22 protein-coding genes and 1 pseudogene are annotated in these 20,156 nt (G+C 70.1%); 16 read left to right on the top strand and 7 right to left on the bottom strand.

Annotation, left to right across the window (positions count from 1 at the left end; translation table 11 throughout):
• Positions 1-5 precede the first annotated feature (5 nt).
• Positions 6-3,950 carry a type VII secretion protein EccCa gene (gene eccCa / locus H505_RS0126585; protein ID WP_482146152.1) on the bottom strand — a complete coding sequence of 1,315 codons (3,945 nt, stop codon included), beginning with the start codon at positions 3,948-3,950 and terminating at the stop codon, positions 6-8.
• A 266-nt stretch (positions 3,951-4,216) separates the two neighbouring features.
• Between eccCa and eccD the strand changes: the two genes are divergently transcribed.
• The 9 genes from eccD to H505_RS0126535 all read left to right on the top strand — a co-directional run bounded on the left by eccD (position 4,217) and on the right by H505_RS0126535 (position 12,197).
• A complete protein-coding gene (gene eccD, locus H505_RS0126580) occupies positions 4,217-5,614 on the top strand; it encodes a type VII secretion integral membrane protein EccD (RefSeq protein WP_026404407.1) in 1,398 nt (465 codons plus the stop codon).
• A 19-nt stretch (positions 5,615-5,633) separates the two neighbouring features.
• Positions 5,634-7,061, top strand: coding sequence for a type VII secretion protein EccB (gene eccB, locus H505_RS0126575; RefSeq protein ID WP_026404406.1), 1,428 nt, complete (start codon positions 5,634-5,636; stop codon positions 7,059-7,061).
• Between the two features lie 82 nt (positions 7,062-7,143).
• Positions 7,144-7,434, top strand: a complete 291-nt coding sequence (locus H505_RS0126565) for a WXG100 family type VII secretion target (protein ID WP_026404405.1) — start codon at positions 7,144-7,146, stop codon at positions 7,432-7,434.
• A gap of 204 nt (positions 7,435-7,638) precedes the next feature.
• Complete coding sequence (locus tag H505_RS0126560; RefSeq protein WP_084550858.1) at positions 7,639-7,953, top strand: WXG100 family type VII secretion target; 315 nt, start codon at positions 7,639-7,641, stop codon at positions 7,951-7,953.
• 36 nt (positions 7,954-7,989) lie between these two features.
• Complete coding sequence (locus tag H505_RS0126555; RefSeq protein ID WP_026404403.1) at positions 7,990-8,280, top strand: WXG100 family type VII secretion target; 291 nt, start codon at positions 7,990-7,992, stop codon at positions 8,278-8,280.
• Between the two features lie 158 nt (positions 8,281-8,438).
• The gene (locus tag H505_RS0126550; RefSeq protein WP_026404402.1) at positions 8,439-8,810 is read left to right on the top strand and encodes a hypothetical protein; all 372 of its coding nucleotides are present in this window, start codon (positions 8,439-8,441) and stop codon (positions 8,808-8,810) included.
• Between the two features lie 105 nt (positions 8,811-8,915).
• Entirely contained in the window at positions 8,916-10,142 is a 1,227-nt protein-coding gene (locus tag H505_RS48100; protein ID WP_051301194.1) for a WXG100 family type VII secretion target, read from the top strand.
• A 107-nt stretch (positions 10,143-10,249) separates the two neighbouring features.
• Positions 10,250-11,674: a S8 family serine peptidase gene (locus tag H505_RS0126540; protein WP_026404401.1), complete on the top strand. Its 1,425-nt coding sequence runs from the start codon at positions 10,250-10,252 to the stop codon at positions 11,672-11,674.
• 100 nt (positions 11,675-11,774) lie between these two features.
• Entirely contained in the window at positions 11,775-12,197 is a 423-nt protein-coding gene (locus tag H505_RS0126535) for a hypothetical protein (protein WP_026404400.1), read from the top strand.
• 18 nt (positions 12,198-12,215) lie between these two features.
• Here the strand turns inward: H505_RS0126535 and H505_RS50090 are convergent, their stop codons facing one another.
• Entirely contained in the window at positions 12,216-12,608 is a 393-nt protein-coding gene (locus tag H505_RS50090; RefSeq protein ID WP_157433138.1) for a hypothetical protein, read from the bottom strand.
• A 343-nt stretch (positions 12,609-12,951) separates the two neighbouring features.
• Entirely contained in the window at positions 12,952-13,350 is a 399-nt protein-coding gene (locus H505_RS0126520) for an ATP-binding protein (RefSeq protein WP_026404398.1), read from the bottom strand.
• A gap of 193 nt (positions 13,351-13,543) precedes the next feature.
• On the opposite strand from H505_RS0126520, the gene H505_RS0126515 reads away from it, so the two are divergent.
• The 5 genes and pseudogenes from H505_RS0126515 to H505_RS52645 all read left to right on the top strand — a co-directional run.
• Entirely contained in the window at positions 13,544-14,338 is a 795-nt protein-coding gene (locus H505_RS0126515; RefSeq protein ID WP_211238570.1) for a helix-turn-helix domain-containing protein, read from the top strand.
• Complete coding sequence (locus H505_RS49295) at positions 14,329-14,514, top strand: DUF397 domain-containing protein (RefSeq protein WP_084550850.1); 186 nt, start codon at positions 14,329-14,331, stop codon at positions 14,512-14,514. The genes H505_RS0126515 and H505_RS49295 overlap by 10 nt, the downstream gene beginning before the upstream one ends.
• A 128-nt stretch (positions 14,515-14,642) precedes the next feature.
• Positions 14,643-15,119 carry a S1 RNA-binding domain-containing protein gene (locus H505_RS44500; protein WP_169528864.1) on the top strand — a complete coding sequence of 159 codons (477 nt, stop codon included), beginning with the start codon at positions 14,643-14,645 and terminating at the stop codon, positions 15,117-15,119.
• A 203-nt stretch (positions 15,120-15,322) separates the two neighbouring features.
• Positions 15,323-15,733, top strand: coding sequence for a DUF3592 domain-containing protein (locus H505_RS0126505; RefSeq protein ID WP_169528863.1), 411 nt, complete (start codon positions 15,323-15,325; stop codon positions 15,731-15,733).
• Positions 15,691-15,957, top strand: a pseudogene (locus H505_RS52645) (hypothetical protein); the annotation flags it as partial. The gene H505_RS0126505 and the pseudogene H505_RS52645, both read left to right, overlap by 43 nt.
• Here the strand turns inward: H505_RS52645 and H505_RS52640 are convergent.
• Positions 15,885-16,178, bottom strand: coding sequence for a hypothetical protein (locus H505_RS52640; protein WP_026404395.1), 294 nt, complete (start codon positions 16,176-16,178; stop codon positions 15,885-15,887). The pseudogene H505_RS52645 and the gene H505_RS52640 sit on opposite strands and share 73 nt — an antisense overlap.
• Positions 16,179-16,232: 54 nt before the next feature.
• On the opposite strand from H505_RS52640, the gene H505_RS0126495 reads away from it, so the two are divergent.
• Together H505_RS0126495 and H505_RS0126485 are read left to right on the top strand one after the other, a co-directional pair.
• The gene (locus tag H505_RS0126495) at positions 16,233-16,712 is read left to right on the top strand and encodes a cupin domain-containing protein (protein ID WP_026404394.1); all 480 of its coding nucleotides are present in this window, start codon (positions 16,233-16,235) and stop codon (positions 16,710-16,712) included.
• Between the two features lie 186 nt (positions 16,713-16,898).
• On the top strand, positions 16,899-17,648 hold the full coding sequence (locus tag H505_RS0126485; protein ID WP_026404393.1) for a dienelactone hydrolase family protein: 750 nt from the start codon (positions 16,899-16,901) through the stop codon (positions 17,646-17,648).
• A 10-nt stretch (positions 17,649-17,658) separates the two neighbouring features.
• Here the strand turns inward: H505_RS0126485 and H505_RS0126480 are convergent, their stop codons facing one another.
• The 3 genes from H505_RS0126480 to H505_RS0126470 all read right to left on the bottom strand — a co-directional run bounded on the left by H505_RS0126480 (position 17,659) and on the right by H505_RS0126470 (position 20,155).
• Positions 17,659-18,132, bottom strand: coding sequence for a PH domain-containing protein (locus H505_RS0126480; RefSeq protein WP_026404392.1), 474 nt, complete (start codon positions 18,130-18,132; stop codon positions 17,659-17,661).
• Positions 18,133-18,257: 125 nt separating this feature from the next.
• Positions 18,258-18,893: a response regulator gene (locus tag H505_RS0126475; protein WP_026404391.1), complete on the bottom strand. Its 636-nt coding sequence runs from the start codon at positions 18,891-18,893 to the stop codon at positions 18,258-18,260.
• Positions 18,890-20,155 (bottom strand): sensor histidine kinase, encoded by a 1,266-nt coding sequence (locus tag H505_RS0126470; RefSeq protein WP_026404390.1) that lies wholly within the window; start codon positions 20,153-20,155, stop codon positions 18,890-18,892. Before H505_RS0126470 ends, H505_RS0126475 begins: the two co-directional genes overlap by 4 nt.
• Position 20,156 lies beyond the last annotated feature (1 nt).

The following is a 20,156-nucleotide window of genomic DNA, read 5'->3' as shown; positions in this document are numbered from 1 at the left end:
TGTGCTTACTCCTGGTGTGCGGTCTGGATGAGGCGGGTCCCCTTGCGGCGGTCGATGTAGTAGCCGCGGCCGGGGGGAAGGGGGTGGCCCTTGATGTTCCCGAGCACGACGCCCTCGTCCTTGTTACCCGACATGAGCAGGCTGGGCGATCCCATTTCCTTGATGCGCTGCAGGATCGGGTCGTACATCGCGCGGCCCGCGCCGCCGTAGGCGCGGGAGACGATGACGTGCAGGCCGATGTCGCGGGCCTGGGGGAGCAGTTCGGCGAGCTGGGTGACGGGGTTGTTCGAGGTCGCGACGAGGTCGTAGTCGTCGATGATCAGGAACAGGTCGGCACCCGTCCACCAGGAGCGGTCGCGGAGCTGCTCGGGCGTCAGGTCGGCCGGTGGGAGCCGGGCCTGGAGGGCGCCGACGATGTCCTTGACCAGGCCGGACGCGGCGGCGGACGAGGCCGCGTAGCCGATGCGGTGCTCGGTCTCCGCGGCGTCGAGGAGGGCGCGCCGGTAGTCCAGGAAGATCATCCGGGCCTGCTGCGGCGTGTACCGGTCGATGATCGCCTTGGTGATGATCCGCATCAGGTTCGACTTGCCGCACTCGGTGTCGCCGAGGACGAGGAAGTGCGACTCCTGCTGGAAGTCGAGGAAGACCGGCTGCAGGGAGTCCTCGTCGATGCCGATCGGGATGCGCGACCCGGTCTCGGCGGACGACGGCAGCGACGCCAGCGGCAGGACGGCCGGCAGCATCCGGACCTGCGGGGCCTTCGGGCCCTCCCAGTTCGACGCGACGGCGGCGACGAGCTGCTTGACGCCGTCGGCGAGCGTGGAGTCGTCGGAGTTGCCGTCGAGGCGGGGGAGCGCGGTCAGGCAGTGGTGGCCCTCGCGGGTGAGGCCGCGGCCGGGCTTGCCCTCGGGGACGTTGTCGGCGAGCCGGCGGTCGATCTCCGAGTCGTACGGGTCGCCGAGGCGGAGCTCCAGCTTGGTACCGAAGAGGTCCCGGATGTTCATCCGGAACTCGGACCACTTGTTGACCGTCGCGATGACGTGGATGCCGTAGCCGAGACCGCGGGCGGTCAGGTCGGTGATGGTGCCTTCGAGGTTCTCGTAGTCCTGCCGGAGGGTCATCCAGCCGTCGACGACGAGGAACACGTCGCCGTACCCGTCGCCGCTGAGCTCCCCGGACGCCCGCATCCGCCGGTACGTCGGCATCGAGTCGATGCCGCGCTCGGCGAACTCGCGCTCGCGGGTCTCCAGCAGCGCGGTGACCTCCGCGACGGTGCGCCGCACGCGGTCGGCGTCGAGGCGGTTCGCGACGCCGCCGATGTGCGGGAGGTCGCTGAGGGCGCTGAGCGTGCCGCCGCCGAAGTCGAGGCAGTAGAACTGCACCTGCTGCGGCGTGTGGGTGAGCGCGAGGGACGCGATGAGCGTGCGGAGCGTCGTCGACTTGCCGGTCTGCGGCGACCCGGCGATGCCGGCGTTGCCCGCGGCGCCCGACAGGTCGACGTACATCGGGTCGCGGCGCTGCTCGAACGGCTTGTCGATGATGCCGGTGATGGCGTGCAGCCGGTTGCGCCAGCCCTCGTGCTGGGTGGTGAGGCCGTGCCCGGGGACGACCGCGAGCGTCGGCAGCAGCTCGTCCAGCGTGGGGGACGCCTCGAGCGGCGGCAGCCAGATCTGGTGCGCGGGCGGGCCCTGGTTCTCGAGCTGCTTGACGACGACGTCGAACAGCGTGCCGACCGACTCGCGCTCCTCCTCCTGCTGCTGCTCCTGCGGCTGCTCGATGACCCGCGGCCGGATGTAGTCCGGGATGTACGGGACGATCTGCTTGACGACCTGCGGCCCGGCCTGCTCGCGCGGCGCGAGGTCCTCGTCGGCCGGCCCGGACACGTACCCGGCGCGGAACCGGGTCATCGCCTCGGTGCCGAACTTCATGTAGCCGTGGCCGGGTGCGGACGGCAGCTCGTAGGCGTCCGGGACGCCCAGCACGACGCGGGACTCCTGCGCGGAGAACGTCCGCAGGCCGATCCGGTACGACAGGTGCGTGTCGAGGCCGCGGAGCTTGCCTTCCTCCAGCCGCTGCGACGCGAGCAGGATGTGGACGCCCAGCGAACGGCCGAGGCGTCCGATCATGACGAACAGGTCGGCGAACTCGGGCTTGGCCGACAGCAGCTCGGAGAACTCGTCCAGGACGAGGAACAGCGTCGGCATCGGCTTGAGGTCGGCGCCCTGCTCGCGGGCCTTCTCGTAGTCGCGCAGCGAGGCGTAGTTGCCCTGGGCCCGCAGGTACTCCTGGCGCCGCACCATCTCGCCGTGCAGCGCGTCGTACATGCGGTCGACGAGCGGGAGCTCGTCCTCCAGGTTGGTGATGATCGCGGAGACGTGCCGGAGGTTCTCCATCCCCAGGAACGTCGCACCGCCCTTGAAGTCGACGAGGACGAAGTTCAGCACCTCGGGCGAGTGCGTCATCGCGAGCCCGAGGACGAGCGTCCGCAGCGCCTCCGACTTACCGGAGCCGGTCGCGCCGATGCACAGGCCGTGGGGGCCCATGCCGCCCTGCGCGGACTCCTTGATGTCGAGGTGGACGGGCCGTCCCTCGGGGTCGATGCCGATCGGCACCCGCAGCCGGTTGCGGGGCGCCCGCGGGCGCCACATCTCCGCGGCGTTCACGTTGAACGGGTTCTCGATGCCGAGCAGCGACGTCACCGTGGTCGCGCCGGACAGCGCGTCCTCCTCCGGCCCGGCGGAGGCGCTGGCGCGCAGCGGCGCGAGCTGGCGGGCGAGGGCCTCCGCCTGCTGCAGGGTGATGGAGTCGGGCTTGCCGATGCGGTTGGGGACGTCCTTGCCGGTGCGGTCCTTCGTGAGCCGCGCGACCTGCTCCTTGGTGACGGCGACGCGCAGCATCGCCTGCTCCACGACGGGCGCGGTGGAGCCGGTGAGGTCGATGACGCAGACGCCCTCGACGCCGTCGGCGGCGAGCTGCGAGTCGTAGGACGCCTGGCCGCCGTCCATGATGATGATGTGGTACGGCAGGTCGTCCTGGGACAGGCCCGGCTGGAACCGCGGACGGTCCTTGACGTCCTGCCCGAACATCGCCTCGAGCGTCGACATGCTCTCGGCCATCAGCCGGACGGGCCCGGCCGCGTCCGTCTCGGTGGGGTGCAGGTTGTGCGGCAGCCACTTGATCCACTGCCACCACGGCATCCGCTGCTTGGACGCGCACACCGCGATGCGCACGTCGTCGGGGGAGTGGAACGTCGCGATCTGCACGATCAGCGCCCGGATCAGCCCGTACACGGCCTCCGGGTCACCGGACGGGACGAGCCGCGCGAACGACCGCAGCGACACCGAGATCGGTAGATTCGGGACGTTCGAGTGGGCGCGCACGAACCGCCGCAGGGCGCCCGCGGTCATCGGTTCGAGGTCCTCGATCGGCTTCGTCTCCGGCGGGATCAGCTGCACGGCGAGCTTCTGCGCGCCCGTCCCGATGCGGACCTGGATGAAGTCGTCGTCGGACGGGCGGCGCTCCCACAGCCGGGCGCTCATCGCCAGCCACCACAGCGACGCCGGGTCGGGGCTGCCCCATTCCATCGCCTCGCGCTGCTGCTTCGCGGCGGCGCGGACCTTCTTGCGGACCTGCCCGAGGTAGCGCAGGTAGTCGCGGCGGTCGTTGTTCAGCTTGACCTTGCGCTCGCCGCTGCTGCGGCCGACCTGGCCGAGCATCATGCCGAACATGGAGATCGCGAACATGCCGCCCGCGACGTACTGGAGCGGGCCCCCGCCGCGGCCCACCAGCATGAAGACCATGGCGCCGGAACCGGCCAGCATCGGCAGGTACGTCAGCACTCCCTGGAATCCCTGCGGGATCAGCTCGGGAAGTTCGGGGGGAGACTCAAGCAGGATCTCTCCACGCGGCGGCGCGGGGGGTTTCCGCCGCTCCCTCCGTCGGACGATCACCGTGCTCACGCTGCTGTTCCTCCCTCGCACCGGAGAGCGGCCCGCCGACCCCGGGAGATCGCCCGCCCGTCGGATCGTCGGCGGCTTGCGCCCACTTGACCGGATTGATGGTAGAGGTCTCGACGGACGCCGACTACACGGCGGCAGTGTCCGGATACTAGGGTTAGCCCGATTCGCACCACTGAGGAGGCACGGGACCCGGCACACCTGACCGCAACCGCAGGTGTCACGCCCCCCGTTTCAACCGGACAACTTGCGAGGACATCGTGAGCGCTCCCCCTGGGGCCGATCTCTGCCGCGTCACGGTCGTCGGGCCGAGCCGACGGGTCGATATCGCCCTGCCCGCGGACTCCACGTTCGCGGAGCTGTACCCGACGATCCTGCGGTACGCGGGCCAGAACCTGGCGGACGCCGGGCTGGCCCACGGCGGCTGGGTCCTGCAGAAACTGGACGAGGCGCCGTTCGAGCCGTCCAGCACGCCGTCCCACGCGGGGCTGCGCGACGGCGACCTCATCTACCTGCGGCCCCGCATGTCGCAGATCCCCGACCTCGCGTTCGACGACGTCCCCGACGTCGTCGCGACCGCCGTCAACGATCGGCCCGGGCGCTGGCGGCAGGACTCCACCCGCCGGTTCGCGCTCGGCTGGGGCGTCGCCGGGCTCATCGTCGGCGGCCTCGCGCTGCTGCTGTCCGGACCGTCCTGGCTGGTCCCGGCGATCGTCGCGGGCGCCATCGCGATCGTCCTGCTCGCGGGCGGCGTCGCACTGTCGCGGGCGCTCGGCGACGCGGGCGCCGGCGCGGCGCTCGGCTACGCGGCCCTCCCGTACGCGTTCCTCGCCGGGATGCTCGCCCCCGCCGGGGACGACGCCCTGACGGACCTCGACGCCCTGCACCTGGTCGCGGGCTTCGGCGCGGTCGTCCTGGCCGCGACGATCGCCGGGTTCGGCATCGCGCAAGGGCTCCCCGTCTTCTACGGCATCGCCATCGCCGCGCTGTTCGGGACGATCGACTGCGCGATCCCGATGGTGTTCGACATGGACGCCGCGGGCGTCGCGGCCGTCACCATCACGATCGTCCTGGCGCTGACGCCGCTGCTGCCCGGCATCGCGTTCAAGTTCGCGCGCGTCCGGCTCCCACCGGTGCCGAGCAGCGCGGAGGACCTGCGCCGCGACACCCTCTCGGTGGACGGCCAGGAGCTGCTGGACCGCACGTCCCTCGCCGACCGGTACGTCACCGGCGGCGTCTCGGCGATCGGCCTGACGGTCCTCGGCGGCGCGATCCCGCTGTCGTTCGACGACGGCTGGGCGTCGCCCGTCATGTGCCTGGTCGTCGCGTTCGCGGTGCTGCTGCGGGCCCGGCTGTTCCGCGGCCGGAACCAGAAGCTGTGGCTGCTGGTCCCGGGCGTCGCCGCGCTGGCGCTGCTCGCCGTCGGCACCGCGCTCGGCATGGACTCGCAGGCGATGCTGCTCGTCGCCGTGCTGGTGCCGACCCTGGTGGTGTCCGGCATCGCGGTCGGCGTCGGGATGTGGCTGCCGGGGAACCGGCCGACCCCGTTCTGGGGACGCGCGGGCGACATCATCGAGATCATGCTGGTGGTCGCGATGATCCCGCTGGCGCTCGGCGTCACGGGCGTCCTCGAGTACGTCCACACCCTGGCGAGCTGACCGGCGAGGAGGACGTTCGATGCAGACGAAGAGGGATCTCCTCCAGGCGCACCGCCTGATGACGCACCGCGCGTCGCAGGCGCTCATCCTGGCCGAGCCGGACTTCCCGGAGCAGCCGCTGCGCAAGCTCAACGTCGGGCTGTTCGCCGGCATCATGGTGGGGGTCCTGGCGGCGGCGGTGTTCGGCATCGTCGGCCTCCTGTTCGGGGGCGGCAACAAGGGCCTGGACGCGAAAGGCGTCGTCCTCATCGAGGAGGAGACCGGCGCCCAGTACGTCTGGTGCACCCCGCAGGGCTCGCAGAAGGCGGTGCTCTGCCCCGTCGCGAACTACGCGTCGGCGAAGCTGGCGGCGTCCATGGCGGAGGGCTCCCCGCAGCAGAAGACGGTGTCGGCGAAGTCGCTCGCGGAGTTCCCGCGCGGCCCCCGCATCGGCATCCCGGACGCCCCCGACTCGGTGCCCGAGGCCGACCGGCTCGTCGGCGGCCCGTGGTCGGTGTGCGTCCGGCAGCGGCAGCAGGGCGGCGTCGGCCAGTCGGTGGTGTCGCTCGTCGCGGGCCAGAAGGTCGGCGGTGAGAAGGTCGACCCGAACAGCGGCGTCGTCGTCAGCACCGGCCAGAACGCCAACTGGCTGATCTGGAAGAACCAGCGGATGAAGCTGTCGCCCGCGGGCCTCACCGTGCTCGGCGCGTCGGCGCCCGCGCAGGTCTCGCCCGGCTTCGTCAACGCGCTGCCCGCCGGCCCGGACTTCGCGCCGCCGAAGGTCCAGGGCGCCGGCGGCAAGCCGTCCTTCGAGGGCGCCACCGGCCGCATCGGGCAGGTGTTCACGGTCAAGGGCGTCGGCGCCGGCGACCAGCACTACGTGCTCCTCGCCGACGGCTACGCGCCCGTGACGGCCCTGCAGGCCGCGCTCATCCAGAACTCGGCGTCCTACACGCTGCCGAAGAACAGCCCGCTGGACGGCAGCGCCGTCACCACGCACCGCTCGACGCAGAAGCTCATCGACGAGCGCCTGCCGCAGGCCGCGATCCAGCTCCGCTCGTACGACCCGTCCCAGTCCCTCTGCGTCGTCTACCCGGACACCGCGAAGGGCTCGCAGACGGCCGAGCTGACGATCGGCGGCGGGAAGGACCTGCCGATGCCGGCGCAGGCGTCCGGATCGGGCGTCGACAATGTCGTGCTTCCCCCGGGCAGCGCGATTCTCGCGGGCGTCCTGCCGAACTCCGGATCGGTCGAGGCGATCAACACTTACCAGCTCGTCACCGATTCCGGACGCCGCCACTCGCTCGCGTCCGCGGAGACGGCGAGCGCGCTGGGATACCAGATCTCGCCGGAGAAGAACGATTCGGTGCCCGTCCCCGCCAACCTGCTGAACCTCATCCCGCAGGGTCCCGCGCTGGACCCGCAGAAGGCCGTCCTGCCCGTCGCCTCGGGCGGTGCCGCGGGATGACCGACAGTTACCGGAAGATCAGGTTCGTGTCAGTCCGGCTTGGTACGCTCCTGATCGTCGCGCATGCCACGGAGGAGTCGTTGTGAGTCAGGCGTTCAGTACGGACTACGCCACGATGAAGCAGGCAGAGGCCATGTTCAAGAGCACGCACACCCAGATGGTGCAGGCCCTGGACGACCTCGAAGCCGACATCGAGGCGCGCCTCGCCGTCTGGGAGGACGACTCGCGCGACGCCTACTTCGAGGCGAAGGCCAAGTGGGACAAGGCCGCCCGGGAGATGGCGGACCTGGTCAAGGAGTTCGGCGAGGGCATCGGCACCGCTCAGCAGAACTACCAGTCCGCCGAGCAGTCCAACACCGAGTTGTGGGGCTGACCGGAGCGAACCGACGCGTCGGCTACGCATTCTCGCAGTTCACGCCGGGGTCGACAGATATTTGTTAGCTGGCCTACGGTGGTGGGCTTTACCGTAAGGGCGATGTGCCGCACGATGGGTGGAAAAATCGTGGCAATCGGGTCGAACCGATCAGGCGCACGCCGCGTCCAACACGATGCAAGTGGCTACTGGAAGGGATGACTGATGGGTCAGAGGTCAACGGTCGACAGAGCAGAAATGGCCCAGGCCGCCCAGCGGGTGGAGGCCGCGGCTCAGGACCTGCGCAAGATGCAGGGCGACCTCGGCCAGGAGCAGGCTCAGCTCCAGGGCCGCTGGATCGGTGAGGCGGGGAACGCCTTCACCCGCGTCTACAACGAGTTCAACTCCGAGCTGGGCAACGTGCTCCAGGTCCTCGACGGTCTGCACGAGAAGCTCGTCCAGGTCAAGATCAACTACGAGGCGAGCGAGCAGCAGCAGGCGGAGGAAGTCAACCGCGTCGCCGGCCTGCTCAACGGCTGACCGTAACGAAGAGACCCGAAGGCACGAAGGAGAACGATGTCCTTTCAGTCAATGGACTTCGGCGCGATGCAGCAGGCGTACGCGTCGTTCCAGCAGAAGCACAACCAGATGCGCCAGGAGCTCGACGACCTCGCGAAGAGCGTCGAGGGCAAGCTCGGCCAGTGGGAGGACGGCGCTCGCGAGGCGTACTTCCAGGCCAAGGCCGAGTGGGAGAAGTCGGCCGACGACATCTCCCGCATCCTGAACCAGCTCGGCGTGGTCATCAACTCGTCCTCCGAGACGGGCCAGGCCACCGTCAAGAACAACGTCTCCATCATCGGAGGCTGACGCCCACCGTCATCGATCGGCCGCCGGACGGCTCCGGCGGCCGATCGATGGCGACCGTCAGGATCCGTCTCCCGCGGCAGACCTGACGTATCCGTAATCGCCAGAGCGGCAGCAGTGGATTCGGTGCGGGCTCTTCCGGCCCGCCGGGGGAGGCTCTCATGGGTCAGAAGAGTGAGATCGACAAGGACGAAGTCAGGAACATCCTGCGCGTCCTTCGCACAAACCTGGAAGCTTTCGAGAGCGGCAGCGGTACGCGCAACGACATCTCGATGAACGCCAACATCACCAACTCCGAACTCGGCCAGTACCCGGCCGTGTCGGCCCTGAACGCCTCGACGCAGTCGGCGTACGGCCAGATCAAGGGCCAGTACGACGGCTTCCTCTCCAGCTACCAGGGGATCATCGACGCGCTGGACCGCATGGTCGGCAACCACGAAGAGACCGACCAGGGCAACGCGGCCAACGCCAACCAGGTGAACTCCAACCTGCAGAACGGGTCGCCTACGACCTCGAACACTTCCGCGTACTGAGACCGGCTGACTAGGTGGGATTGAGAAATGGGTAACACTCCGCACCAGGAGCCGATCCGCTCGAACATGGATAGTCCTGTCGAGTGGGACGGTGGCATCGATGAGATGAACCAGATCCTCGACGCGATGGACCCCGGCCGTGTCGAGGGCGCCGGCAACGCCTACAACGGCGCGGCCGCGAAGTTCGAGAGCGCCGCGCGAGTTCTGCGCACCCAGATGTCCGCACTGGGCAACGTCTGGAAGGGCGACGACGCCGACGCCACCATCCAGCAGATGGAGAAGCTGCAGACGAGCGCCGAGAACATGCGCCAGGTCTCCGACGAGACCGGGCGTGCGCTGGTGAACCACGCGGCGGTCATCCGCCAGTTCCAGCAGAACCGTCCCGGCAAGGGCTTCTTCGGCAACCTGTCCTGGGACGACGCGGGCGTCGTCGCGGCCGGCACCGTCGTCGCGGGCCCGGCGGGCGGCATGATCGCCCTGGGCGGCAAGAAGATCGGCGAGGCCCTCGGCATCCTCGACAGCGCCGAGGACGAGGCCGCGCAGAACCACATGCGCCAGCTCGGCGAGGCGACCAACAACTCGAACACCCAGATGCCCGCCAGCATCTCCACCAACCTCCCGCAGACCGGCCTGAACCAGCAGCTCCCCACGAACAACCCGAACCTCGATGGCGGCGGCGGCAGCATCCCCGGCGGCGGCGGTATGGGCGGCGGCCTTCCCGGCGGCGGCAGCATGCCCGGCGGCGGCGGCATGCCGGGTGGCGGCAGCATGCCGGGTGGCGGTGGCCTCCCGGGCGGCGGTGGCAGCATCCCCGGCGGCGGCGGCATCCCGGGCGGCGGTGGCAGCATCCCGGGCGGCGGTGGCATTCCGGGCGGCGGTGGCAGCATTCCGGGCGGCGGCGGGATCGGCGGCGGCAGCTCCGACCTGGCCGGTCTTCCCGGTGGCGGCGGCCTGGCGGGTGGCGGCGGCAGCCTCGGCGGCGGGGACCCGTTCGGTCGCGGCGGCCTCGGCGGCGGCGGTGGCGGTATGCCCGGCGGCGGTGCCCTCGGTGGCGCCGGCGGCGGCATGGGCGGCGGCATGGGCGGCGCGATGCCCGGTGCCGGCGGTCTCGCCGGCGGCGGCGCCGGTCGCGGCGGTGGCATGGGCGGCGGAGCGGGCAAGGGCCTTGGTGCCGGTGCCGGTGGCCGTGGCATGATGGGCGGCGCCCCGATGGGCGGCGGAGGCGGCGGCGGCGGTAACCAGGAGGAGCACGAGCGTTCCACCTGGCTCACCGAGGACGAGGACGTCTGGGGCGGTAACGAAGGCGACACCGCTCCCCCGGTGATCGGCTGACCGCAGGCTCGGCCAAAAGAGAATGCGTGACACGGCGTGAGCGGTTCGGACGAGCGTTCGAACTGCTCACGCCGTATCCCATTGAGCGAGGTTGTGCTGTGCGACGGATGACACGATGGCTGGCCGGGATCGGAGCGGGCTCCCTTCTGGTCCTCACCAGCGCGACGCCCGCCGGGGCCGTCCCCGGCCCGCGGAGCGATCAGTGGTGGTTCAAGGCGTGGGAGATCCAGACGAAGGTCTGGCCGGTCACCAAAGGCTCCGGTGTCACCGTCGCGGTGATCGACAACGGCGTCAACGGCCAGCTTCCCGATCTCCAGGGCGCCTTGGTCCCTGGGACGGAGATAACCCAGGGCGGTGGCAACAAAGGGCTCATCGGCCCGACGTCCGATGTAGAGGATTCACACGGCACGGGCATGGCCGGGCTCATTGCGAGCCAGGGGACGGCCACCGGGTACGTGGGCGTTGCTCCCGAAGCAAAAATCATGCCCATCAAAGCCGACCTGACGGAATGGGCACAGGCGATCCGCTACGCCGCTGATAACGGCGCCAAGGTCATCAACCTTTCGCAGGGCTTCGCGGCCAAGGCGTGCCGTCCCGAAACCCAGCAGGCCGTCGCTCACGCACTGGAGCGGGATGCCGTGGTTGTGGCCAGTTCCGGCAACACCGGTGGCACGACCAATCAGGCCATGGAGCCTGCCAACTGCGCGGGCGTGCTAGCGGTCGGAGCTGTGGACAACCAGAAGCGAGCCTGGACGAACACCCAACGTCAGCCTTACGTGGACGTTGCGGCGCCGGGTTTCCTGGTCAACTCCCTTCTTGCGGACGGCACAGTCGCCGAACGCATCGTCGGGACGAGTCAGTCTGCTGCCCTGACCTCCGCCGTGGCCGCGCTCATACGGTCCAAGTATCCGCAGATGACCGGGCGCGAGGTCGTCCAGCGCATCCTCAACACCACCAAGGACGCGGGCCCTCCCGGTAAGGACAACCAGACCGGCCTCGGTGTCATCATCCCGGCGGACGCCTTGAACGCGCAGGTGTCGAAGAACGCGCCCAACTCGGTGTACGCGGACTACGACAAGTGGAAGCAGGCGAACCCGAACGCCGTCCAGGGCGGGCAGCAGGGCGGGCAGAAGGCAGAGAAGAAGGACGTGCCGCCGTCCGAGCAGACGAAGGCCGCCGACAGCGCCGACCGGAACACGATGATCCTGCTCGGGGTCGTCGGTGCGGTCGTGCTCGTGGTCGCTGTGGTCCTCTTCCTCGTCTTCCGGAAGAGCAAGAAGAAGGCTGCTCCGACGGGTTCCGGCCCTGGGGGCGGGTTCGGTCCGCCCGGTGGGCAGCAGGGGCCGCCTCCGGGGTGGGGCGGGCAGCAGCCGCCTGCTCCGCAGGGTGGTCCGCAGGGCGGGCAGCAGTACATGCCGCCGCAGCCGCCGATGCAGCCGCACGGCGGGCAGCCGCAGGGGCCGCCGCCGCAGGGGCCCGGGGGGCCGCAGGGGCCCGGGGGGCCGCAGGGCGGGCCGTACCCGCCGCAGTAGCGAATAGAGGCTTTCGAAGGGGGCGTCGCTTGCGCACAGTGCCGTGCGCGGGCGGCGTCCATTCATGTGCGTCAGATACCGGAAGGGGAGAACATTGAAGATGCGTTTCGCCGTTCCCGTGGCCGCGCTCACGCTCGCGTTCAGCGTGAGCGCGTGCGGCGGGGATTCCGAGGACGGCGCCGGCGACGGTGCGTCGTCTGCGCCGCCGCCCACCGCGGCATCGAGCGGCCCGGCCGCGACGCCGTCCCAGGGCGGGTCCGGTGGCGGGTCGATGACCGGGAACGGCGGCGGTGGCGGGTCCATGACCGGCAACGGCGGTGGCAGCGGTAGCGGCGGCGCCGGTCAGACGTCGCAGCAGAAGATGCTGGCCAAGGTCGTCGAGTGCATGCGGGCCAAGGGGTACGACATGCCCGACCCGGAGCCGGGGAACCCGGCGGTCGCTCCCCGGAACACCGAGGGCAAGGACCCGAACAAGGTCAACGCGGACTCGCAGGAGTGCGTCCAGAAAGCGCAGGCGGGCTGACGCTCCCGTTGGTGCCGCTCACCGGGCGCGGCTTCCGGTGAGCGGCACGAACGCGGCGACGAGCCGCGAGAGGAGCCGGGCGCGTCCGCGTCTTCGAGGCGGACGGACGGGCTGGCGGTGCGACGCGCTCCAGGTGCCGTCCCGTCTTCTCCGCGGCGGTACGGGGACGGGCGAGGGGCCGTGTCCCGGCTCCTCGACGGGACGCGGCGGGCCGAGGGCCGCGCGGAGTTGACGAGCGAGGCCGAGGGAGTTCTTCGCCTCGACCAGCCGATCGGGGAGTAAGGCCCAGAGCGATCCGCAGAACTCGCCGTACCAGATGCAGATGCCGGGGAACGTCCGGCGCAGGTCGGCGAGGGCCTGGTCGATGTCGGCGTCCAGTTCGATGAAGGAGTTGCCGGGGCTGGTGGGCATGGTTTCTCCAGGGACGGTCGTGCGGTTCACCAAGTCGCAGGGAACATGCGGTGCTTGAGGATGCGGTCCACGAGGTCGGCGGCGGCTTCGGCGTCGCCGCAGGGGCAGAGGCGGTATCGTCCGGTTTCGTGGTAGGTCCAGGTCCCGTTGGGGGCGGCGTGGACGCCGAGCGAGGTGAGAACGTGGCCGCCCGCGGACACCCGGAGCAGCGGCGGCCGGGCCCGGAGGGTGCAGGTGTAGCCCTTGGCGCGGAGGGCGGAGGCGAGGCCGTCGAGGTACCGGACGGCCGTGGCCTGTCCCCTCCGAGTGCGCCACCCCAGGACGAGGGGATGGCTGCGGACGGTCAGAGCACGCACCGCACCCACACGATCTTTCCGGTCTCGTAGAGGGGACGGACGCCCCAGGACTGGACGAGTTCGATGATGAGCGGCAGTCCCCGTCCGCTCGTCGCGTCGTGGTTCTCCGGACGGACGATCGGGAGACCGGCCCCCTCGTCCCACACCTCCACGCACACGGCGTGCTTGCGCTCGTCCGGGATGATGCGGACGACGATGTGGCCGATACCCACGTGTTTGTAGGCGTTGGTAACCAGCTCCGTAACCACAAGTCGTCCGACGAAGTCGTCCGTGACGCCCAGTGTGCGGAACTGCTCGACAAGGAAGCGCCGCGCGTGCGCGGGTGCCCGGTCGGTCGGAGCGAGGACGAGCGTCGGCGTCTCCGGCGCCAAACCCCCAGCTGACATTGGAAGATCCCCCTTGCGTGGCGATGCGGCCGACCTGGCTTCGGGTCCGCTGGCCGGATCCGGTCAAGGTCACCCTGTGTGCTTGAACAAGCACAATCAAGCCATGGGGCGGCGTACGATTCCTAGCGACTGCACCAGCACTGCCAATTCGCTAACAAGCGCTATCGCAGCCACAAACATGGGCGGGGGCACCATGTCGATGCAGAACAAGATCAAGCCTGAGTTTCTGAGCTTCGGCGCGGAGGTGAGGCGCCTTCGGAAGGCGGCTGGTCTGAGCCAGCAAGATGTGGCGGACGTGGTCAATGTGACGCGTAGCTACATCACTCTGGTCGAGTGTGGCCGCACACGATGCCGTCGGGACTTCGTGCTCAGGTTGGATCGGGCGTTCAAGTCGGGCACGACCCTCGTCGACGCCTGGGATGAGCTACTAGAATCGATCAAGTCCGTTAAGTATCCGGAGTACTTTGCCAACTTCCCTAGGGCCGAACAGTCGGCGATCATGCTGCGTGCGTTCGAGGAACGCATCGTCTACGGCCTGTTCCAGACGGAGAGTTATGCACGGGCCCTGTTGGATGACGAGGATGCGGTTAAGAATCGACTGCGACGTCAAGAGGTAATTGACCGAGTTCCCGCACCCTTGATATCGGTCGTGATGGACGAAGGTGTGCTCTACCGTGAAGTTGGCGGCAGGGAGGTCATGAGAGGGCAGCTTGAGCATCTGATTGAGTTGTCCCGGAGGAGCAAAATCGGCTTGCAGATAGCTCCGATGTGCTACATACGAAACGTTTGGACCCCCTTCGTCATCGCTACGCAGAGCGACCAGCGGCATGTTGTTTACACTGACAATGCCTATGGTGGTGAGACGACAACTGACCCGGCGCACATAGCGCTCGTGAGTGAGACGTTCGTCATGCTGCAAGGGGAGGCGTTGAATGTGAGAGATACGCGGACGTTCATCAGGAAGGTGATTGACGAAAGATGGATATGAGTAAAGTGACCTGGCGTAAGGCTGTTCGAAGCAAGGAGGATGGTTCGAATTGTATTGAGATCGCCGCCTCTTTGCGGGAAATAGCGATACGTGACAGCAAGGACCCGGACGGGCCGAAGCTCGTTGTGAGTGCTGAGGAATTTCGTAGCTTTTCCATGGCGCTCAAAGACTTGTGACCGCTAATAGATGACCCAAAAGGAGTACGCGTGTGAGCCTGGGCAATGTTGAATGGTCGGCGCTCTGACCGTTCGGGCTCGGTCGGTCTCACCTGTCCCGTCAGGGGCGGCGGGACGGCGGAGGGGGCTTGCCTTTGAAGGCGCCGGAAGTCGGATCGGTCGTTGTCGGCCGCGTCACCGCTGTCGAGGATTTTGGTGTCCTGGTGGACCTCGGATCGGTCGAAGGGGTGATCACGGTGCCGAACCTGTCCTGGCGCCGCTTCGATCACCCGTCCGATGTGCTGTCTGTCGGCGAGCGTGTGAGGGTCAAGGTCCTGGACGTCGACCAGGAGAGGGAGCGCATTTCTCTCAGTGTGAAGCACTTGCTTCCCGACCCCCTGCTCGAAGTGGGCGAGCGGGTGGACGGTGTCACGGTCGGTGAGGTTACTTTTCGCGCTCCCATCGGCGTGTTCATCCGCATCTTCGGGGAGTTCGAGGGGTTGATTCCCGAGGCGGAAATGCTGAAGTTCGAGGACGGCGCCGATTGGCGCCCTGGGCGGGATGTGCGCGTCCGGATCGCTCACGTTGATTTCGAACGACGCCAGATCGCCCTCGCCCATCCCTGACTCGGGTCGATGAGCAACAGAGCTCGCGCAGGTCGCACCAGGACTTGAGCGCGAATGATGTTCGGGGGCAGGGCGGTGACGTACTTGTGCGGTGCGGCTGCCGCTGCTTGAGTTGGCCGATGCCCTTCTCCGCGCCTGGTGATCGTGACCGGAAGGAGCCGTCGGCGTGGTGGAGGTGGCAGCCCCTCCCGATCGTCTTCGGGGTGTTCTGCCTGATCGGCCTCGGCGCCCTGTTCTACGCGGTGGACGGGTTGAAGGGCGCGTCGGCGCTTGAGGAGCGCGGCCGGCACGCCACGGGGACCGTCGTGGCAGCGGAGACCGAACGCCAGGGGCGGGCAGACGTCCGCAGGATCGAGGTCGAGTTCTCGACCGTCGACGGCGCCGGCCACCGCTTCCGGACGTCCGGTGACACCGAAGTCGGCGGAACCGTCCGCGTCTTCTACGATCCCCGGGCGCCGGGGACGACCGCCACCACCGGTTCCCTCACGGAGTACCGGTGGCGCCATATCGCCATGCTTGCTTTCGGGGTCAGCTTCCTCCTGGCGCCCCTTCTCGTCATCGGTTTCTTCGCATGGGTGAGCCGCTCGCCCGGATCCGACGCGCCCCGGCCCTGAGGACGCCGTCAGCGCGCGGGGGACGGGTGGGACGGTCACCTGCTGGCGGGCGGGCAGCAGGCGCAGGTAGGGGCGCAGGTGGTGCATTCGTGAACTATCGGGAGGTTTCCATGTCGCGCCGTGTCCCCATGTCCGCGCCGGTGCGGGCCGTCTACGCCGCCGAGATGGCCGCAGCTCGGACGGCCGCCGACCGGGACGGGCGGTGGGGGGCGGCCGAGCGGGCGCACATCGTGTCGCAGCCGTGGCCGCCCGCCCACACCCGCACCCACGCCGCCATGCTGCGGCCGGTGGTGTCGCCCTGGGCCTCCAGGAGTGCGGCGAGGACGGTCGCGAGGCGGTCGCGGTCGGCGGGGTCGGGTTCGCGGGTGACCGGGCCCCTGGCGGCTATGCGGTCGACCCGCAGGGTGATCGCCCCGGTGGTGACGAGCGACGCGCGGACACTCATGCGAGGGCTGATTACCTTAGCGATCGTTGAACGAGTCCTCGTCCAGGGAGTGTCATGTCCTACCCCGATCCCCGGTACTTCGGCGAGAACGGCGAGGTCAGTGCCGTTTTCCGGCCCGCGGGCGCGGCGCCCGACCACGTGTCGCGGGGCGGTGTCGCGTACCACTATTTGTCGACCAAGGCGTCCACCGGCGGCGAGTACGGCCTGTACCGGGTGGACATGGGGCCTGAGGCCGGGGGCCCCGCCACGCACTTCCACAGGTCGATGTCGGAGGCGTTCTTCATCCTGTCCGGCACCGTGCGGCTGTTCGACGGCGAGCGCTGGGTCGACGGCACGTCCGGCGACCACCTGTACGTGCCCGTCGGCGGGCTGCACGCGTTCCGCAACGAGTCCGGCGAACCGGCGTCGATGCTGATGCTCTTCGCGCCCGGCGCGCCCCGCGAGGAGTACTTCGAGAACGTCACCGAACTGGCGGGACTCTCCGAGGACGAGCGCGCGGAGTTCTTCCTCCGCCACGACAACTTCTTCGTCTGAGCCGCATCGGACGTTCGAGGAACCACCGGCGAACGAAAGGCTGGATCGAATCATGGACGACGAGGACGCATCGCTCCTCCTCTTCCGCAACACCTTCCTGCGCTTCGGCGAGGCGCCCGCGACGTCCGCCGGCTGACCGGCGGCGCGCATGGCAGGCTCGACCCATCGGCCACGACAGGAGAGCGCATGCGCACCGAGACCTTGGAAATTCCCACCCCGGACGGCCGGGCCGACGCCTTCGCCGCCTTCCCGGACGACGGCGGGCGGCACCCGGGCGTCCTGCTGTACCCGGACGCCTTCAACCTGCGGCCCGTCCTGGAAGGGATGGCCCGCGAGCTGGCCGGGCACGGGTACTGCGTGCTCGTCCCGAACCTCTACTACCGGCACGGCCCGGCACCGGTCGTCGACCTCCCCGCGCACATCGGGGAGGACGTCCGGTCGGAGGTGATCGGCCGGGTGTGGCCGCTGATCAAGGAGCACTCCACCGAGCGGATCCTGCGCGACGCCGACGCCTACCTCGGCTTCCTCGGGTCCCGGCCGGAGGTCGCGGACGGGCCGGTCGGCGTGGTCGGCTACTGCATGGGCGCCGCCCTGGCGATGCGCACCGCCGCCGCCCGCCCCGACCGGGTGGCAGCCATCGCCGGGTTCCACCCCGGCATGCTGGTGACCGACGCCCCCGACAGCCCGCACCGTCTGCTCGCCGACCTCACCGCCGACGTCCACCTCGGCCTCGCCGAGGGCGACCTGTCGCCCGAGGCCGCCGCCGAACTCGGCAAGGCCCTGGACGCCGCGGGCGTCGCCCATGACATCGAGCTGTACCCCGGCACCGTCCACGGCTTCACCATGTCCGACACCGACGCCTTCGACGCGTCCGCGCTGCGGCGCCACTGGGACCGGCTGCTCGCCCTTCTCGCCCGTACCCTGACCGCCGGTTGAGGGACGTGGGTCAGCCGCCGGCGTCCCCGTCCGCGCGGAGCGGGGCGGGCCGAAGGCGCTCGATCTCTTCCACCGCCCGCAGAACCTTCCCGGCGGCGCGGTCGGCGTCCGGCAGGGTGTAGCAGGTGAGGGCGTAGAGCTTCACCGGCAGGGCCCGGCCCCGCAGCCGCACGGCGGGGCAGTCGGCGGGCAGCGGCGCCTGCCCGGCGGCGGCCACCTCGACGCCCGCGACGTCCGCCCACCGGTACCGCCGGGTCAGGAAGAACGCGCGGTGCTCGATGCCCTCGCCGGTCACCACCACCCTGCAGGCCGCGGCCCGGACCACCGGCACCTGCCCCGCGAGCATCGCGACCAGGACGAGCACGCTTCTCGGGGCGTCGTCCAGCGGGGACGCGTCGATGCCGCCGGCCACCAGGAACACCAGCAGTTCGAGGATCACCGCACCGACGACCCGGAAGGACCAGCTCCGGTACGTGCGGCGCATTACACGACACTAGATCCGTGCGGGCGGCCCGACAACGGCGTAGGGCCCTTGACCCTCCCGCCGTGTCAGATGGTCTGCTCGGAGGCCCCATGACCGGCGCCTGACGGGCCGCCTCCGGCGCCGGGTCAGTCGTCGGGGTCCGGGGTGATGTAGCCGCGGGAGATCGCGGCGGCCACGGCGGCGGCGCGGTCGTTGACGCCGAGCTTCGCGTACGCGTGCAGGAGGTGGGTCTTGACCGTGGCCTCGCTGATGAACAGCCGCCGCGCCGCCTCCCGGTTCGTCGAGCCGCGCGCGATCAGCTCGAGGACGTCCAGCTCGCGCTGGGAGAGGGGCTGCGCCGCAGGGCGCCGCATCCGGCCCATGAGCCGGGTCGCGACGGTCGGGGAGAGCACCGACGCGCCGCGCGCCGCCGCCTCCACCGCGCGGAACAGCTCCTCGCGCGGCGCGTCCTTCAGCAGGTAGCCGGTCGCCCCGGCCTCGATGGCGAGGAGGACGTCGCCGTCCGTGTCGTACGTGGTCAGCACCAGCACGCGGGACGGCACACCGCGCTCCGCGAGCTCCTTGATGGCGGTGACGCCGTCGGTCCCCGGCATGCGCAGGTCCATGAGGACCACGTCGGGGCGGAGCCGCTCGGCGGCCGCGATGGCCGCCGCGCCGTCCGCGGCCTCCCCGACGACCTCGAAGCGCGCGTCGGCGCCGAACATGCCGCGCAGGCCGTCCCGCACCACCGGGTGGTCGTCGACGATCAGCAGCGAGATCACTCCGCGCCTCCCGCCGGGAGCGCCGGGACGGTCGCGGAGACCGCGGTCCCGCCGCCCGGTTCGGACTCGATGTCGAGCCGCCCGGCGAGGCGCTGCACCCGCTGCCGCATGCCGGCGAGCCCGAACCCGCCGTCGGCGGACCGGTGCGCGCGGCGGACGGCGGCGGGGTCGAAACCGACGCCGTCGTCCCGGACGTCGAGGGTCACCAGGTCCTCCATGTACGACAGGGTCAGGCCGACGCGGCCCGCCTTCGCGTGCTTCGCCACGTTCGCGAGGGCCTCCTGCGCGGTGCGCAGCAGCGCCACCTCGACGTCCGCGTGCATCGGGCGGGCGTCGCCGGTGGTCGTCAGCACCGCGTCGACGCGGTTCGCCTCCGCCCACCGGCGCGCCACCTCGCCGATCGCGTCCGGGAGCCGGGCCTCGGCGAGGACGGCCGGTTCCACCGCGTGGACGGTCCGGCGGGCCTCGGTGAGGCTGTCCCGGGTCAGGTTCATCGCGCTCCCCAGGTGCCGCCGCAGCGCGGCCGGGTCGTCCAGCAGGCCCTCGGCGGCCTGGAGCTGGGCGAGGACGCCCGCGAGGCCCTGGGCGAGCGTGTCGTGGATCTCCCGCGCCATCCGCTGCCGCTCGTCCAGCATCCCCGCCTCCCGGGCTTGGACGAGCAGCTGCGCGTGCAGGCCCGCGTTCTCCGCCAGCGCGGCCTCCAGCCGGGCGTTGGCCTCGTGCAGTTCGGCGAGCGCCCGCTTCTGGTTGGAGTTGCGCCGGTCGTTCATCTCGGCGAAGTGGAAGAACGCCGCGGACAGCAGCAGGGTGACCAGCGCGATGACCGACCATTCCCACCAGCCGTCGTCCCGCATGCTGTCCAGGCCGCCCGCGTACGCCAGCGACGAGATCAGCGCGGTGGCCGCGACGCCGGCGTACTGCCAGCCGCCCTTCAGGTACACGGCCGCCTGGACGTACCCGGCGAAGGTGAAGATCGCGTACCAGGGCGCGAGCACCACCAGCGCGGCGGCCAGCGCCATCACCCCGGTGTAGTACAGGCCGCTCAGCGGCCCGCTGTCCCGCTTCGGGAGGATCCGCTGCCACACGAAGATCCACACCGCGGCCGCGGCGGTGAGGCCGAGCGTCGGCGCGTACCCGTCCTGCTGGAGCAGGGTGATGGCGGTGCTCGCCGCGAGCAGGGCGTACGGGAGGACGCCGAACAGCGCGAGCTCCCGGCGCTCCCCCCGGTCGAACTCCGCGCGCAGCTCGGCCTCGATGCTCACG

The sequence above is a fragment of the Actinomadura rifamycini DSM 43936 genome (assembly GCF_000425065.1).
Taxonomy (GTDB): Bacteria; Actinomycetota; Actinomycetes; order Streptosporangiales; family Streptosporangiaceae; genus Spirillospora; species Spirillospora rifamycini.
Note: the sequence above shows the minus strand (reverse complement) of the source record. Positions and strands in the feature narration are given on the sequence as shown.